Consider the following 13873-nt stretch of genomic DNA (forward strand, 5'->3'; position numbering starts at 1 on the left):
AAAACGCCCACCCGCATTGGCTGCGGGTGGGCGGAACAGGCCCCAAAGGGAGCAACAACATGATTAAACGCAATTTGCTGGTAATCGGCCTGGCGGTCATGCTCAGCGCCTGCGGTTTCCAGCTGCGCGGCACCGGCTCCACCGAGCTGAGCGTGAAGGAAATGGACGTCAGCGCGCGCAATGCCTATGGCCCGACCGTGGTCCAGCTGCGTGAAGTACTGGAACGTAGCGGCGTCAACGTGCATGCCGGCGCACCGTATCGCCTGGTGCTGACCAACGAACAGGAGCGTGAGCGCTCGGCTACCTACAGCGGTGGCAACCGTACCGCCGAGTACGAGCTGACCACCAAGCTGGACTACAGCATCCTGGGCCTGAACAACCTGGAGCTGATGAGCGACAAGCTGGAGGTGCGCAAGATCTACCTGCGTGACGGCTCGAACATCACCGGCTCCGAGCAGGAAGCCGACCGCGCACGCGAAGAAATGCGCCGCGACCTGGTCAACGCCATGGTCGTACGCCTGCAAATGCTGTCCCCAGCCCAGCTGGACGAGCTGCAGCGTGAAGCCGACGAGCGCGCCAAAGCCGAAGCTGCCGCGCTGGAGGCTGCACGCCGCCAGCAGGCCGAGACGCCTCAGCAATCGCCATTGGAAGTGCCGGGCAACTAAGCCCGTGAGGGGCGCCCTCGGGCGCCCCGCCTGCTCCCCATGAAGCTCGCCCCCGCCCAACTCAACAAGCACCTGCAAGGCGCCCTGGCACCGGTCTACGTGGTCAGCGGCGACGACCCGCTGCTGTGCCAGGAAGCCGCCGACGCCATCCGCAATACCGCGCGTCAGCAAGGCTTCGATGAACGCCAGGTATTCAGTGCCGACGCCAACTTCGACTGGGGCACCCTGCTCCAGGCCGGCGCAAGCCTGTCGCTGTTCGCCCAGCGCCGCCTGCTGGAACTGCGCCTGCCCTCGGGCAAGCCCGGTGACAAGGGTGCCGCTGCACTGATGGAATACTGCGCCAACCCCGCCGAAGACACGCTGCTGCTGATCAGCCTGCCCAAGCTCGACAGCAGTGCGCAGAAGACCAAGTGGGGCAAGGCATTGATCGAAGGCGCCCATTGCCAGTTCATCCAGATCTGGCCGGTGGATGTGCATCAGCTTCCTCAGTGGATCAACCAGCGCCTGCAACAGGCCGGCCTGTCAGCCCAGCGTGATGCCATCGACCTGATTGCCGCGCGCGTGGAAGGCAACCTGCTGGCAGCTGCGCAGGAAATCGAAAAGCTCAAGTTGCTGGCCGAAGGCAGCCAGATCACCGTGGAAACCGTGCAGGCTGCCGTCGCCGACAGCGCCCGCTTCGATGTCTTCGGCCTGGTCGACGCCATTCTCAACGGCGAGGCTGCGCATGCCCTGCGCATGCTCGAAGGCTTGCGCGGTGAAGGTGTGGAGCCGCCCGTCATCCTCTGGGCCTTGGCCCGTGAGCTGCGCCAACTGGCGGGGCTGGCCCAGCAGTTCAGCCAAGGCGTGCCATTGGACAAAGCGTTCAGCCAGGCCCGCCCGCCCATCTGGGACAAACGCCGACCGCTGGTCAGCAAGGCCCTGCAGCGCCTCTCGGCGCAGCGCTGGGCGCAATTGCTGCAGGATGCCCAGCGTATCGATGCGCAGATCAAAGGGCAGGCAGAAGGTTCGCCCTGGATTGGCCTGGCGCGGCTGTCGCTGCTGATGGCCGGCCAGCGCCTGACTCTTCCTCCCGAGTAACCCCCCACCACAGGGCTGCAAGGCCCAGGTTCTCGACCATAAACACAATCAATTGGCTCCCCGGCAGCCCAAGCCCTACAGTGCGCCCCGAAACCCACCCAACCCGGGATACCGCCATGAGCAAAAAGCCGAAAAAGCACGGCCCCAACAAGGCCAAGTCCATCATCGCCCAGCCACTGTTCCGCTGCCGCCAGGAACAACCGAACAAGGGCAAAGGCAGCTACCGCCGCGAAGCCTTCCAATCGAGAGATTGGGAGGCTTCCTACTTTTTGGCTGCATGAAAGCATCGCAAGCGCAGGCATGATATGGTCGTCACCTGACCTGCAACTCTGGATCTGTGCATGCTCTTCCGTATTATCCCCCGCTGGGAAACCCGCCAGCTGATCGCGGCCTCCAGCTTCATCCTGCTCGTGGCCTGTGCGGAAAAGCCCACCGCCGCCGACGCGCTGCCGCTGGCCCCTGCCCAACCCAATCCAGTGGTGACCGTGCCCGGCGCAATGCCCGACGTCAGCACTGAAATCCAGCCTCTGCAAACCTTCGCCCAATGGCAAGCGGGCTTCCGCGAGCAGGCCCTGCAAGCCGGCATTTCGCCGAGCACCTTCGACCGCGCCTTCCTCGGTGTCACCCCTGACCTGGACGTGATCAAGGCAGATCGCAGCCAGCCGGAGTTCACCCGCCCGGTGTGGGAGTACCTCGAAGGCGCCCTGTCGCCCCTGCGCGTGCGCAACGGCAAGAAGCTGCTGGTGCAGAACGCTGAGTTGCTGACTCGCCTCGAGCAACAATATGGCGTGGACCGCCAGGTGCTGGTCGCGGTGTGGGGCATGGAAAGCAACTTCGGCCAGTTCCAGGGCAGCAAGTCGGTGATCCGCTCGCTAGCCACTTTGGCCTATGAGGGCCGCCGCCCACAGTTTGCCCAGGACCAGCTGATTGCCGCGCTGCAGATCATCCAGCATGGTGACATCCAGCCTGAAGCCATGCGGGGCTCGTGGGCCGGCGCCATGGGCCAGACCCAGTTCATCCCGACCACCTACAACACCCATGCCGTGGACTTCGACGGCGATGGCCGACGCGACATCTGGAACAGCACACCAGACGCCCTGGCCTCAACAGCGCACTACCTGCAGAGTTCGGGCTGGAAACGCGGCCAACCGTGGGGCTTCGAGGTACAGGTGCCAGCTGGTTTCGACTTCTGGCAGGCCGATGGCGCACAGCGCAAACCGGTGAGTGAATGGCTGGCGATGGGCGTGAAACTGCCAGCAGGCACTCGCCTGCCGGCAGGTAGCAACCAGCTGTCTGCCGCCCTGCTGCTGCCGGCCGGTGCACGCGGCCCGGCGTTCCTGGTGCTGGACAACTTCCGCGCCATCCTCAAGTACAACAACTCGTCGTCCTATGCCTTGGCGGTGAGCCTGCTCGGGGATCGCTTCAGCGGCTGGGGCTTCATTGCCGGCAGCTGGCCGAAAGACGATATGCCGCTCAGTCGCAGCGAGCGCATGGAGCTGCAGCACTTGTTGAACAGCCGCGGGCATGATGCAGGTAATGCCGATGGCATTATCGGGGCCAATACCCGCAAGGCGATCCGCAATGCCCAGCAAGGGCTTGGATGGCCGGCGGATGGGTACCCGACCCATAAGCTGCTTGAGAACCTGCGCCAGCAGTAAGCATTTCGGGGCCGCTGCGCGGCCCCGGCAATTTCATGCCCTGAACAGATCCTGCTCCAGCACCAGTGTTTGCTGACCACTGTCGAGCCTCACCCGAGCCCCCAGGGGCAAGCATACATTCGGGTCACAATGCCCGCTGCGCCAGCCCGCCAGCACCGGCACCCCAAGCGGCGCAAACATATCCTCCAGCAACGGCGTCAGCGCCGCTGTGGTAATCCCGGCAAAGTCGCCCACCAGCACGCCTTTGATCCCCTCCAGCTTGCCTGCCAGGCGTAACTGGGTCAGCAGCCGATCCACCCTGTACAGCGGCTCGTTGACGTCCTCGATGAACAGGATGCAGCCCTGGGTATCCAGCTCGGCAAGCGTTCCGATGGTCGCACCCAGCATCGACAGGTTGCCACCCAGCAGCGGCCCGCAGGCTACCCCCGGTAACACGCTGTCCAATGCGAAACCCTGCGGGTGCACGACCTGCTCGCCTGCCTTCACAAGCCCACCCAGCTGCGCCAGCAACGACGACTCGGTCGGTGGCAACTTGGCCCCCAGCAGGTCGGCATTGAGCATGCCCCCATGGAAGGTCACCAGTCCGGCATGCCGGTAGATCGCCGTATGCAGTGCAGTGATGTCGCTGTAGCCGATCAGCGGCTTGGGGTTGCGCCGGATCAGTTCGAAGTCGAGCTGGTCAAGCAGGCGCATGCTGCCGTAGCCCCCACGCATGCACAGAATGGCGTCAATGGCCGGATCGGCAAAGGCTGCGTGCAGGTCCTGCAAACGCTGCTGGTCCGGCCCCGCCAGGTAACCCTGTGCCTGCAGGGCACCCGGGTAAATACAGCAACGGTAGCCGCGGTCAACGAACCACTGGCTGACCTTGTGCGCATCAAGCCGCGCCGCGCCCGCCGGGGCGACAATGGCAAAGCATGCGTTGGCCGGCAGCGCGGCTGGCAGAGTGGGTTGGAAGGTTTTGGCGCAATACATCGCGGCTCCTTGCAGCATGGGACACAAACAAAAATGCCGATGCCGCCCTTGGGCGTGCATCGGCATATGTGGCTCTGCTCTTGGCTAGAGCATAGCTCAGAGCTTGATTTTGGCTTCGTGAGCCTGCTGGTCGGCGTGGTACGAAGAACGCACCAGCGGGCCAGAAGCAACGTTCTTGAAGCCCATCTTGTAACCTTCCTCGGCAAACCAGGCAAAGGTGTCCGGGTGAACGAAACGCTGCACCGGCAAGTGGCTGCGCGACGGCTGCAGGTACTGGCCGAGGGTAAGCATGTCGATGTCATGCTCGCGCATGCGGTGCATCACTTCGATCACTTCCTCGTCGGTTTCACCCAGGCCGAGCATCAGGCCCGACTTGGTCGGTACGTGCGGCACCAACTGCTTGAACTTCTGCAGCAGGTCCAGCGACCAGTCATAGTCCGAACCCGGGCGCGCGGCCTTGTACAGGCGCGGTACGGTCTCGAGGTTGTGGTTGAACACATCCGGCGGCTCTTGCGCGGTGATTTCCAGGGCAACGTCCATACGGCCACGGTAGTCCGGCACCAAGGTCTCCAACTGCACGCCTGGCGACAGCGCGCGGATTTCCCGGATGCAGTCAGCAAAGTGCTGGGCACCACCATCACGCAGGTCGTCGCGGTCCACCGAGGTGATCACCACGTACTTCAGGCGCAGGTCGGCAATGGCAACCGCCAGGTTTTTCGGCTCGTCCAGATCCAGCGGCTTCGGTCGGCCGTGGCCAACGTCGCAGAACGGGCAACGACGGGTGCAGATGTCACCCATGATCATGAAGGTGGCGGTACCACCCGAGAAGCATTCGCCCAGGTTCGGGCAGGAGGCCTCTTCGCACACGCTGTGCAGTTTGTGCTTGCGCAGCAGTTGCTTGATGCGGTCTACCTCGGGCGACACCGGGATACGCACGCGGATCCAGTCGGGCTTCTTTGGCAGCTCGTCGGTAGGGATGATCTTCACCGGGATGCGCGCGACCTTGTCGGCGCCACGCAGCTTGACCCCAGCTTCCACCTTCTTCGGCGCTGGGCGCGGGGTGGCATCCTGGGTAGGTATCAGGTTCGGCACGGCTTCTTGCACAGTTGTCATATTCAGTCGATTCCGCCCGTGAGGGTCGTCTGCTCAGCGTAGTCGAGGTGCTTGACCAGCTGTCCGCGCAGCCTTGTCCTGACCTCGTCGAGTTCGATCGGGCCTGCCAGATCGCGCAGCTGGGTCATCGCCAGCCCCGCATAGCCGCAGGGGTTGATTCGGCGGAATGGCGCAAGGTCCATGTCCACGTTCAGGGCAAGGCCGTGAAACGAACGGCCGTTGCGAATTCGCAGGCCGAGGGAGGCAATTTTCGCTCCGTCGACATAGACACCCGGGGCATGGGGCTTGGCAGACGCCTGAACAGCATAGCTGGCGAGCAGGTCGATGAGGGCCTGCTCGATACGGCTGACCAGCTCACGCACGCCAAAGCCCAGCCGGCGGACATCCAGCAGCAGGTAGGCCACCAGCTGACCGGGGCCATGGTAGGTGACCTGGCCGCCGCGGTCGGTCTGCACCACCGGGATGTCGCCCGGCACCAGCAGGTGCTCGGCCTTGCCGGCCTGCCCCTGGGTGAAGACCGAAGGGTGCTCGACCAGCCAGATTTCATCCTGGCTGTCCGGGCTACGCTGCTCGGTAAAACGACGCATGGCCTCAAGCACCGGTTCGTAGGGCTGCAGGCCAAGATCGCGAAAACCGAGACAGGCGGGCATCAGAGCACCATTTTCACGATGCCGGTAGCGCGCAGGGCGCTGTTGATATCGTGCAGCTGGTTCTCGCTTTCGGCAACGATGTGCAATTGCACGGTGGTGTACTTGCCTTCCTTGCTCTGGCGCTCGGCCAGGGTAGAAAGGTCGACTTTGGCGTGCTTGCTGAGAATCTCGATGACCGTGTCCTTGAAACCGACAACGGTGTCACCGATGACCTTGATCGGGTAATCGTCGCAAGGGAATTCGATCTTGTGCGACTTGACGTCTGGTTCGCTCATGGCGGAAACGGCCTCGTAAGCCGTGGCAACAACAACACCCCCGCGGTATGCGCGGGGGCATGCAGGTCACGTATCAGTTGAACAACCCGTAGAAGAATAGACGGATGCTATCCCACATACGGCGGAAGAAACCACCTTCCTCGACGCCATCAAGGGCGATCAGGTCGGCGCTGTGAACCACTTTCTCGTCCAGTTTGACTTCCACTTTGCCGATCACGTCACCTTTGGCGATCGGTGCGGTGAGCTGCGGGTTCATGGTCATCGAAGCCTGCAGGCGCTTCAATTGGCCTTTAGGCATAGTCATGGTCAGGTCGTCAGCCAGGCCAGCCTTGACTTGGCTGGTAGCGCCCTTCCAGACCGGTGCCTGGGTCAGCTCGGTGCCCTTCTGATAGAAGGTCTGGGTTTCGAAGAAGCGGAAACCGTAGGTCAGCAGCTTCTGGGTTTCGGCAGCACGCGATTGTTCGCTGTTGGTACCGAAGACCACGGCGATCAGGCGCTGGCCATCGCGAACGGCCGAAGCCACCATGCAGTAGCCGGCTTCGTCGGTGTGACCGGTTTTCAGGCCATCGACGGTCTTGTCACGCCACAGCAGCAGGTTGCGGTTAGGCTGCTTGATGTTGTTCCAGAAGAACTCTTTCTGCGAGTAGATGGCGTAGTGAGCCGGGTCGACGTTGATGATCGCACGGGCCAGGGTCGCCATGTCGTGCGCCGACGAGTAGTGCTCGGGGTTCGGCAGGCCGGTCGGGTTCATGAAGTGGCTGTTGGTCATGCCCAGGTCGGCAGCCGTCTTGTTCATCATGTCGGCGAAGGCGTCTTCGCTGCCGGCGATATGCTCGGCCAAGGCGACCGAGGCGTCGTTACCGGACTGGATGATGATGCCGTGCAGCAGGTCGCTGACCGATACCTGGCTACCAACCTTGATGAACATGCGCGAACCGCCGGTACGCCATGCGTTTTCGCTGACGGTAACCGGGTCACTTTCACCGATCTGGCCGCGGCGGATATCCAGGGTCGCGATGTAGGCGGTCATCAGCTTGGTCAGGCTGGCTGGCGGCAGACGCTCGTCACCGTTGTTCTCGACCAGCACGTTGCCGCTGGACGCGTCCATGAGTACGTAGGACTTGGCGGCCAGTTGTGGTGGCGCCGGCGTCATCTGCTCCGCCGCGAAGGCGGCAGGCGTGATCAGCAGCAGTACAGGCAGGCAAAGTCGTTTGGCAAGGTTGGTGATGTTCATCCGTCTCTCGAAAATCGCTAATGGTCTGAGATGTTCCCTGGGCAAGATCATGCGCCCAGCGCCAGTCAGTCTAGTTTTATGGCCGTTGGCCTGGCCCGCGACAGTGCGGCTTTATGTCGCTGCGGGCAAAAGCTGTCATTGTACATGGCCGAGCCCGGCAATTCATGACAAAACCGACAGTTTGGTGTTGCCGTCTTCGCGGGCGCGCCCGCTCCCACAGTCAGTCTGCTGTGACCAGCTTGGCCTGCCCCAAGTTCGCCAGGCGAATGCTGTCTTGCGCTTGCTGGACCTCGCCCTGGCTGCCGATAGGCCCCAGGCGCACGCGGTGCAGGGTCTGCTGGTTACGCACGATCGAGCTGATGAACACGGGGGCATTGACCATGGTACTGAGCTTGGCGCGCAGCAACTCGGCAGCGTCCGGGTTGGCAAACGCGCCTACCTGCAAGAAACTGCCAGCGTTGCCGCCAGGCACGTTATTGCCACCCACCTGCACCGGTACCACTGGCGCTGCGTGCTGCTGTGGTGGCGGAGTCCATTGCTCGACACGCCCGGTGCTGGCCGGTATTGCCTGGGTCTGCGCCACTTGCGGCTCCTTCAGTACCATCGGCGGCGTTTGGCCACGCTCAGCCCACCACTGCTTCGGGTCGATGCCCTCGACGCGCACGTGCGCGGTGCCGATCTCGGCATAGCCGAGCTTTTTCGCCGCAGCATAGGACAAGTCGATGATACGGTCGGAATAGAACGGGCCACGGTCGTTCACCCGAAGGATCACGCTGCGGCCGTTCGCCAGGTTGGTCACCCGCACATAGGCCGGCAGTGGCAGGGTCTTGTGCGCCGCGCTCATGCCATACAGGTCGTACAGCTCACCGTTGGCAGTGTTCTGCCCGTGGAACTTGGTGCCATACCACGACGCCGTACCCTCGGCGCGATAGTTGCGCGAGTCCTGCATCGGATAGTAGGTCTTGCCAAGCACAGTGTACGGGTTGGCCTTGTAGTTACCGGTGTGCACGGTCGGCGTGGCATCAGGGATCTTGTTCACATCCACGTCCCACCACGGCGCGCCGTCCTTGTGTGCCCGGTTGATGTCCAAGCCGGGCTGGCTACGTACGACGCTGCCGCTGCTTTGCTGGGTCGGGCGATTGGAGGAGCAGCTGGCCAGCACCACGCCGACGGCGAGGCAGGTGAGCAGCTTGAAAGAATTGCCAGAGATGATTGCGCGCATTACTTGACGCCCCGTACTTGAACCAGCTGTTCCGCAAGCTGATGTACCGCCATGGCATACATCACGCTGCGGTTGTAGCGAGTGATCGCGTAGAAGTTTTTCAGGCCCATCCAGTATTCAGGGCCGCTCTCGCCCTCGAGACGGAAGGCGGTAACCGGCAGATCATCGCGCAGGGAATCATGAACCGACCAGCCAAGCGTACGCAACTCCCCGACCGTTTTCACCGGTTCGATGCCGGTGGTCAGGCCTTCGTCGGCGCGCTCACCTTCCACCCTGGCGCGACTGACCACGCCCTCCCCGGCCACCCAACCGTGGCGCTTGAAGTAGCTGGCCACGCTGCCGATGGCATCGTCAGGATTGTTCCAGATATTGATATGGCCGTCCCCGTCGAAGTCCACCGCGTAGTTGCGGAAGCTGCTCGGCATGAACTGCGGCAGGCCCATGGCGCCGGCGTACGAGCCCTTGAGCGTCAAGGGGTCGAGTTGCTCCTCGCGGGCCAGCAGCAAGAACTCACGCAGCTCCTTGCGGAAGAACTCGGCACGTGGCGGGTAGTCGAAGCCCAGCGTCGACAGGGCGTCGATCACCCGGTAGTTGCCGGTATTGCGGCCAAAAAAGGTTTCCACGCCAATGATCGCGACAATGTACTGCGCAGGTACGCCGTAATCCTGCTCGGCCCGCGTCAATACGGCCTCGTGCTGGCGCCAGAAATCCACACCGCGAGCGATACGCGCATCGGTGATGAACATCGGCCGGTAGTCCTTCCACGGTTTGACCCGCTCGGCCGGTCGCGAGATGGCGTCGAGGATCGACTGCTTGCGCTGTACCTCACGAAACACGCCCATCAGTTGCTCCGGCGCAAAACCATAGTCGCGGCTCATTTCGCCAACAAACGCAGCTACCTGCGGCGAGCCTTCGTATTCGCCGGCATGGGCCAACTGTACAGCGCCGAACAGGCCCACCGCACCAATCCAAGGCGCACAACGGGCAGCCCAGTTACGCACTGCTTGCATGAAATTGTTCACCTTATTCAAACCTGCGCGATCCACTTGCGGTGCGTATGGATCGACATCAAAACGCCAAACGCTGACAGCAGCGTCACCAACGATGTTCCGCCATAGCTGATGAAAGGCAGCGGCACGCCCACCACGGGCAGAAGGCCGCTCACCATTCCGATATTGACGAACACGTATACAAAAAAGGTCATGGTCAGGCTGCCCGCAAGCAGCTTGCCGAAGAGGGTCTGCGCCTGGGCCGTGATCACCAGGCCACGGCCGATCAGCAGCAGGTAGACAATCAGCAGCAGACAGATGCCAACCAGGCCGAACTCCTCGCCGAGCACGGCGATGATGAAGTCGGTGTGGCTTTCCGGCAGAAAGTCCAGATGCGACTGTGTGCCAAGCAACCAGCCTTTGCCAAATACCCCGCCCGAGCCGATCGCCGCCTTGGACTGGATGATGTTCCAACCGGTCCCCAACGGGTCGCTTTCAGGGTCGAGAAAGGTCAATACCCGCTGCTTCTGGTAGTCGTGCATGACGAAGAACCACATTGCCACCGCGACGGGTACGGCTGCCGCCAGCACGCTGAGGATCCAGCGCCAGCGCAAGCCGCCCATGAACAGCACGAAGGCACCGGAGGCCAGGATCAGCAGCGCGGTCCCCAGGTCGGGCTGACGCACGATCAGCATGAACGGCACGCCGATCAGCACCAGGCTGATCGCCACGTGCTTCAAATGTGGCGGCAGGGTGCGCTTGGACAGGTACCAGGCGATGGTCGCCGGCATGATGATCTTCATGAATTCCGAGGGCTGGAAGCGGATCACGCCGGGGATGTTGATCCAGCGTGTGGCACCCATGGCGTTGTGGCCCATCACGTCCACCACCACCAGCAACAACACCCCGGCCAGGTAGGCCAGCGGCACCCAACGCGCCATGAAGCGCGGCTCCAGCTGGGCAATGACGAACATCGACACCAGGCCGATGCCAAACGAGGTGGCTTGCTTGAGCAGCAGGTCCCAGTTCTTGCCACTGGCCGAATACAGTACGAACAGGCTACCGGCCGCAAGGGTCAGCAGAATGATCAGCAAGGGGCCGTCGATATGGATGCGCTGCAAAAAGCTGGCACGCCGACGCATCACATCCTCGCTGGAGAGCATGCGATCGAAATTGTTCATCACAGGGCCGATTCCTGGGTAACGGTGGCTGGCGCGAACTCGGGTTTGAGCCGGCCATTTTCGTCGAGCAGCCAGGCGTCCATGATCTGGCGTACCACCGGTGCGGCGACACCCGAGCCGGACTCACCGTTCTCGACCATCACCGAGACCACGATTCTCGGGGCTTCGGCTGGGGCAAAAGCGACGAACAGGGCATGGTCGCGGTGGCGCTCCTGGAGTTTGTTGCGGTCGTATTTCTCGCCCTGCTTGATCGCCACCACCTGGGCGGTACCGCTCTTGCCGGCAATGCGGTACTGGGCACCGGCAGCTGCCTTGCGCGCGGTACCGCGGGGGTTGTGCATCACCTGCTCCATGCCATGGGTGACCTTGGCCCAGTCAGACTTGTCACGCAGCACGATGTCTTCCGGCGGGTTGTCGTCTACCGGCGGCAGGCCTTCGATGGTCTTGGCCAGGTGCGGGCGGTTCCACACGCCTTTGTTGGCGATCAGTGCAGTGGCCTGGGCCAGCTGCAGCGGCGTGGCCTGCATGTAACCCTGGCCGATGCCGAGAATCAGGGTTTCGCCGGGGAACCAGGCCTGGCGACGGGTGGCACGCTTCCATTCGCGCGAGGGCATCAACCCCGCAGACTCCTCGAACATATCGAGGGAAACCCGCTGGCCGATGCCGAACTTGTTCATGTAGCTGGACAACCGATCGATGCCCATCTTGTGTGCAAGGTCATAGAAGTAGGTGTCGTTCGAGCGCATGATGGCGGTGTCCAGATCGACCCAGCCATCACCGGAGCGGTTCCAGTTCCGGTATTTGTGGTCGTAGTTGGGCAGCTGGTAGTAGCCCGGGTCGAACACCCTGGTGCTGGCATTGACTACGCCACTGTCCAGGCCGGCAATAGCCACCGCCGGCTTGATGGTCGAACCCGGCGGGTACAGGCCACGCAGCACGCGGTTGAATAACGGCCGATCGATCGAGTCGCGCAATTCGCCATAGGCCTTGAAGCTGATGCCAGTGACGAACAGGTTGGGGTCGAAGCTCGGCTGACTCACCATCGCCAGCACTTCGCCGGTTCGTGGGTCGAGCGCAACCACTGCACCACGCCGGCCGCCCAGGGCGGCTTCGGCGGCCTCCTGCAGCTTGATGTCCAGGCTCAGCACAATGTCCTTGCCCGGCTTCGGGTCGGTGCGCTTGAGCACCCGAAGCACGCGGCCACGGGCGTTGGTCTCGACTTCCTCATAACCCACCTGACCGTGCAGGGCGTCTTCGTAGAAGCGCTCGATGCCGGTCTTGCCGATATGGTGAGTGCCGCTGTAGTTCACCGGGTCGAGCGTTTTCAGCTCTTTCTCGTTGATCCGCCCAACATAACCCACCGAATGGGCGAAGTGCGCACCCTGCGGGTAATGCCGCACCAGCTGGGCCACCACTTCCACACCCGGCAGGCGGAACTGGTTTACCGCCACACGGGCGATCTGCTCTTCGTTGAGTTCGAACAGGATCGGCACCGGCTCGAATGGCCGGCGGCCTTGGCGCATGCGCTTCTCGAACAGGGCACGATCGTCAGCGTCGAGCTCAAGCACTTCGACGATGGTATCCAGCACTTCCTGCCAGTTACCTGCACGTTCGCGGGTCATCGACAGGCTGAAGCTGGGCCGGTTATCGGCAACGATCACGCCGTTGCGGTCGAAGATCAGCCCGCGAGTCGGCGGGATCGGCTGCACATGCACCCGGTTGTTCTCCGACAGCGTGGAGTGGTAGTCGTACTGGATGATCTGCAGGTAGTACAGCCGCGCGATCAGCACGCAAATAAGCAGCATGATCGCCACTGCGCCGACGACGACGCGCTTGCGCACCAGGCGGGCGTCTTTCTCGTGGTCCTTGAGACGGATCGGCTGCGACATCGGACTGCTTACAGGCTCATTTGTGGTAAGGGTGCCCGGACAACACGGTCCAGGCGCGGTAGATCTGCTCGCCGATGAGTATCCTTACCAACGGGTGCGGCAAAGTCAGCGGCGACAGCGACCAACGTTGCTCGGCGCGCGCGCAAACCTCAGGTGCCAGGCCCTCCGGGCCGCCCACCATCAAATTCACCGTGCGCGCATCCAGGCGCCAGCGGTCCAGCTCGGTGGCCAACTGCTCGGTACTCCAGGGCTTGCCATGGACCTCGAGGGTGACAATGCGTTCCCCAGGCTGCACCTTGCTTAGCATGGCTTCGCCCTCCTGACGGATCAGGCGGGCGACGTCGGCATTCTTGCCACGGGTGTTCAGCGGGATTTCCACCAGCTCAAGCGACAGCTCGGTGGGCAGGCGCTTGGCATATTCATGCCAGCCTTCCTCGACCCACTTCGGCATGCGCGAGCCGACCGCAATCAGGCGCAGACGCACAGCGCTTTCCTCACTCGCGGTCTTTGAGCTTGTCGGAGTACTCGTGAGCATGGTCCGGGCTGTGGTGCTTGCCATCGGCGGCACGGCTTTGCTCGGCACCCTGCCACAGACGCTCAAGGTCGTAGAACTGGCGGGCAGCGGCGGTCATCATGTGCACGATGACGTCGTTCAGGTCCAGCAGCACCCAGTCGCTGTCGCCCTTGCCTTCTTCACCCAGTGGCTGGGCGCCCTTGGCCTTGACCGCTTCACGGACCTTTTCGGCCATCGCGTTGATCTGGCGGTTGGAGGTACCGGTGGCAATGATCATGTAGTCGGTCAGGCTGTGCTTGTCGCGCACGTCGATGACCTGGATGTCCTGGGCCTTGACGTCTTCCAGCGCTGCCTTGGTCACTGCGACCAGTTCTTCGCCGTAAATTTTCTGCTTGGTCATATAAAACTCGTTCAACTCGTTGGATGAGGCGCCA

At 62.7% G+C, this 13873-nt stretch carries 15 protein-coding genes; 4 read left to right on the top strand and 11 right to left on the bottom strand.

Translation table 11 applies throughout. The features are described from left to right. Nucleotides 1-59 precede the first annotated feature (59 nt). The 4 genes from lptE (at nt 60) to ACE4QZ_RS24590 (ending at nt 3400) form a co-directional block, all read left to right on the top strand. On the top strand, nt 60-665 hold the full coding sequence (gene lptE / locus ACE4QZ_RS24575) for an LPS assembly lipoprotein LptE (protein ID WP_021784389.1): 606 nt from the start codon (nt 60-62) through the stop codon (nt 663-665). 39 nt (nt 666-704) lie between these two features. Then, a complete protein-coding gene (gene holA / locus ACE4QZ_RS24580; RefSeq protein ID WP_021784390.1) occupies nt 705-1742 on the top strand; it encodes a DNA polymerase III subunit delta in 1038 nt (345 codons plus the stop codon). A gap of 116 nt (nt 1743-1858) precedes the next feature. Continuing rightward, entirely contained in the window at nt 1859-2023 is a 165-nt protein-coding gene (gene arfA, locus ACE4QZ_RS24585) for an alternative ribosome rescue factor ArfA (protein ID WP_003257578.1), read from the top strand. Between the two features lie 60 nt (nt 2024-2083). Beyond that, nucleotides 2084-3400 carry a lytic murein transglycosylase gene (locus tag ACE4QZ_RS24590; RefSeq protein ID WP_021784391.1) on the top strand — a complete coding sequence of 439 codons (1317 nt, stop codon included), beginning with the start codon at nt 2084-2086 and terminating at the stop codon, nt 3398-3400. Nucleotides 3401-3433: 33 nt separating this feature from the next. Here ACE4QZ_RS24590 and ACE4QZ_RS24595 read toward each other — a convergent pair whose 3' ends face one another. The 11 genes from ACE4QZ_RS24595 to rsfS all read right to left on the bottom strand — a co-directional run bounded on the left by ACE4QZ_RS24595 (nt 3434) and on the right by rsfS (nt 13839). Further along, nucleotides 3434-4372, bottom strand: a complete 939-nt coding sequence (locus ACE4QZ_RS24595; protein ID WP_021784392.1) for an LD-carboxypeptidase — start codon at nt 4370-4372, stop codon at nt 3434-3436. Nucleotides 4373-4468: 96 nt separating this feature from the next. Beyond that, nucleotides 4469-5485 carry a lipoyl synthase gene (gene lipA, locus ACE4QZ_RS24600; protein WP_003249742.1) on the bottom strand — a complete coding sequence of 339 codons (1017 nt, stop codon included), beginning with the start codon at nt 5483-5485 and terminating at the stop codon, nt 4469-4471. 2 nt (nt 5486-5487) lie between these two features. Beyond that, nucleotides 5488-6135, bottom strand: coding sequence for a lipoyl(octanoyl) transferase LipB (gene lipB / locus ACE4QZ_RS24605; RefSeq protein ID WP_021784393.1), 648 nt, complete (start codon nt 6133-6135; stop codon nt 5488-5490). After that, nucleotides 6135-6410: a DUF493 domain-containing protein gene (locus ACE4QZ_RS24610; RefSeq protein ID WP_003249736.1), complete on the bottom strand. Its 276-nt coding sequence runs from the start codon at nt 6408-6410 to the stop codon at nt 6135-6137. The genes lipB and ACE4QZ_RS24610 overlap by 1 nt, the downstream gene beginning before the upstream one ends. Nucleotides 6411-6483: 73 nt before the next feature. Continuing rightward, nucleotides 6484-7644: a D-alanyl-D-alanine carboxypeptidase family protein gene (locus ACE4QZ_RS24615; protein ID WP_021784394.1), complete on the bottom strand. Its 1161-nt coding sequence runs from the start codon at nt 7642-7644 to the stop codon at nt 6484-6486. A gap of 220 nt (nt 7645-7864) precedes the next feature. Further along, complete coding sequence (locus ACE4QZ_RS24620; protein WP_021784395.1) at nt 7865-8866, bottom strand: septal ring lytic transglycosylase RlpA family protein; 1002 nt, start codon at nt 8864-8866, stop codon at nt 7865-7867. Then, nucleotides 8866-9876 carry a lytic murein transglycosylase B gene (gene mltB, locus ACE4QZ_RS24625; protein WP_021784396.1) on the bottom strand — a complete coding sequence of 337 codons (1011 nt, stop codon included), beginning with the start codon at nt 9874-9876 and terminating at the stop codon, nt 8866-8868. The genes ACE4QZ_RS24620 and mltB overlap by 1 nt, the downstream gene beginning before the upstream one ends. A 17-nt stretch (nt 9877-9893) precedes the next feature. Beyond that, nucleotides 9894-10997: a rod shape-determining protein RodA gene (gene rodA, locus ACE4QZ_RS24630; RefSeq protein WP_003249727.1), complete on the bottom strand. Its 1104-nt coding sequence runs from the start codon at nt 10995-10997 to the stop codon at nt 9894-9896. Nucleotides 10998-11035: 38 nt separating this feature from the next. After that, nucleotides 11036-12925 carry a penicillin-binding protein 2 gene (gene mrdA / locus ACE4QZ_RS24635; protein ID WP_021784397.1) on the bottom strand — a complete coding sequence of 630 codons (1890 nt, stop codon included), beginning with the start codon at nt 12923-12925 and terminating at the stop codon, nt 11036-11038. A gap of 16 nt (nt 12926-12941) precedes the next feature. After that, the gene (gene rlmH / locus ACE4QZ_RS24640) at nt 12942-13409 is read right to left on the bottom strand and encodes a 23S rRNA (pseudouridine(1915)-N(3))-methyltransferase RlmH (RefSeq protein WP_012274378.1); all 468 of its coding nucleotides are present in this window, start codon (nt 13407-13409) and stop codon (nt 12942-12944) included. A 10-nt stretch (nt 13410-13419) separates the two neighbouring features. Next, nucleotides 13420-13839, bottom strand: a complete 420-nt coding sequence (gene rsfS / locus ACE4QZ_RS24645) for a ribosome silencing factor (protein WP_003249719.1) — start codon at nt 13837-13839, stop codon at nt 13420-13422. Between the last annotated feature and the right edge of the window lie 34 nt (nt 13840-13873).

Source organism: Pseudomonas sp. DCA-1, assembly GCF_046523955.1.
Lineage (GTDB): Bacteria > Pseudomonadota > Gammaproteobacteria > Pseudomonadales > Pseudomonadaceae > Aquipseudomonas > Aquipseudomonas putida_Y.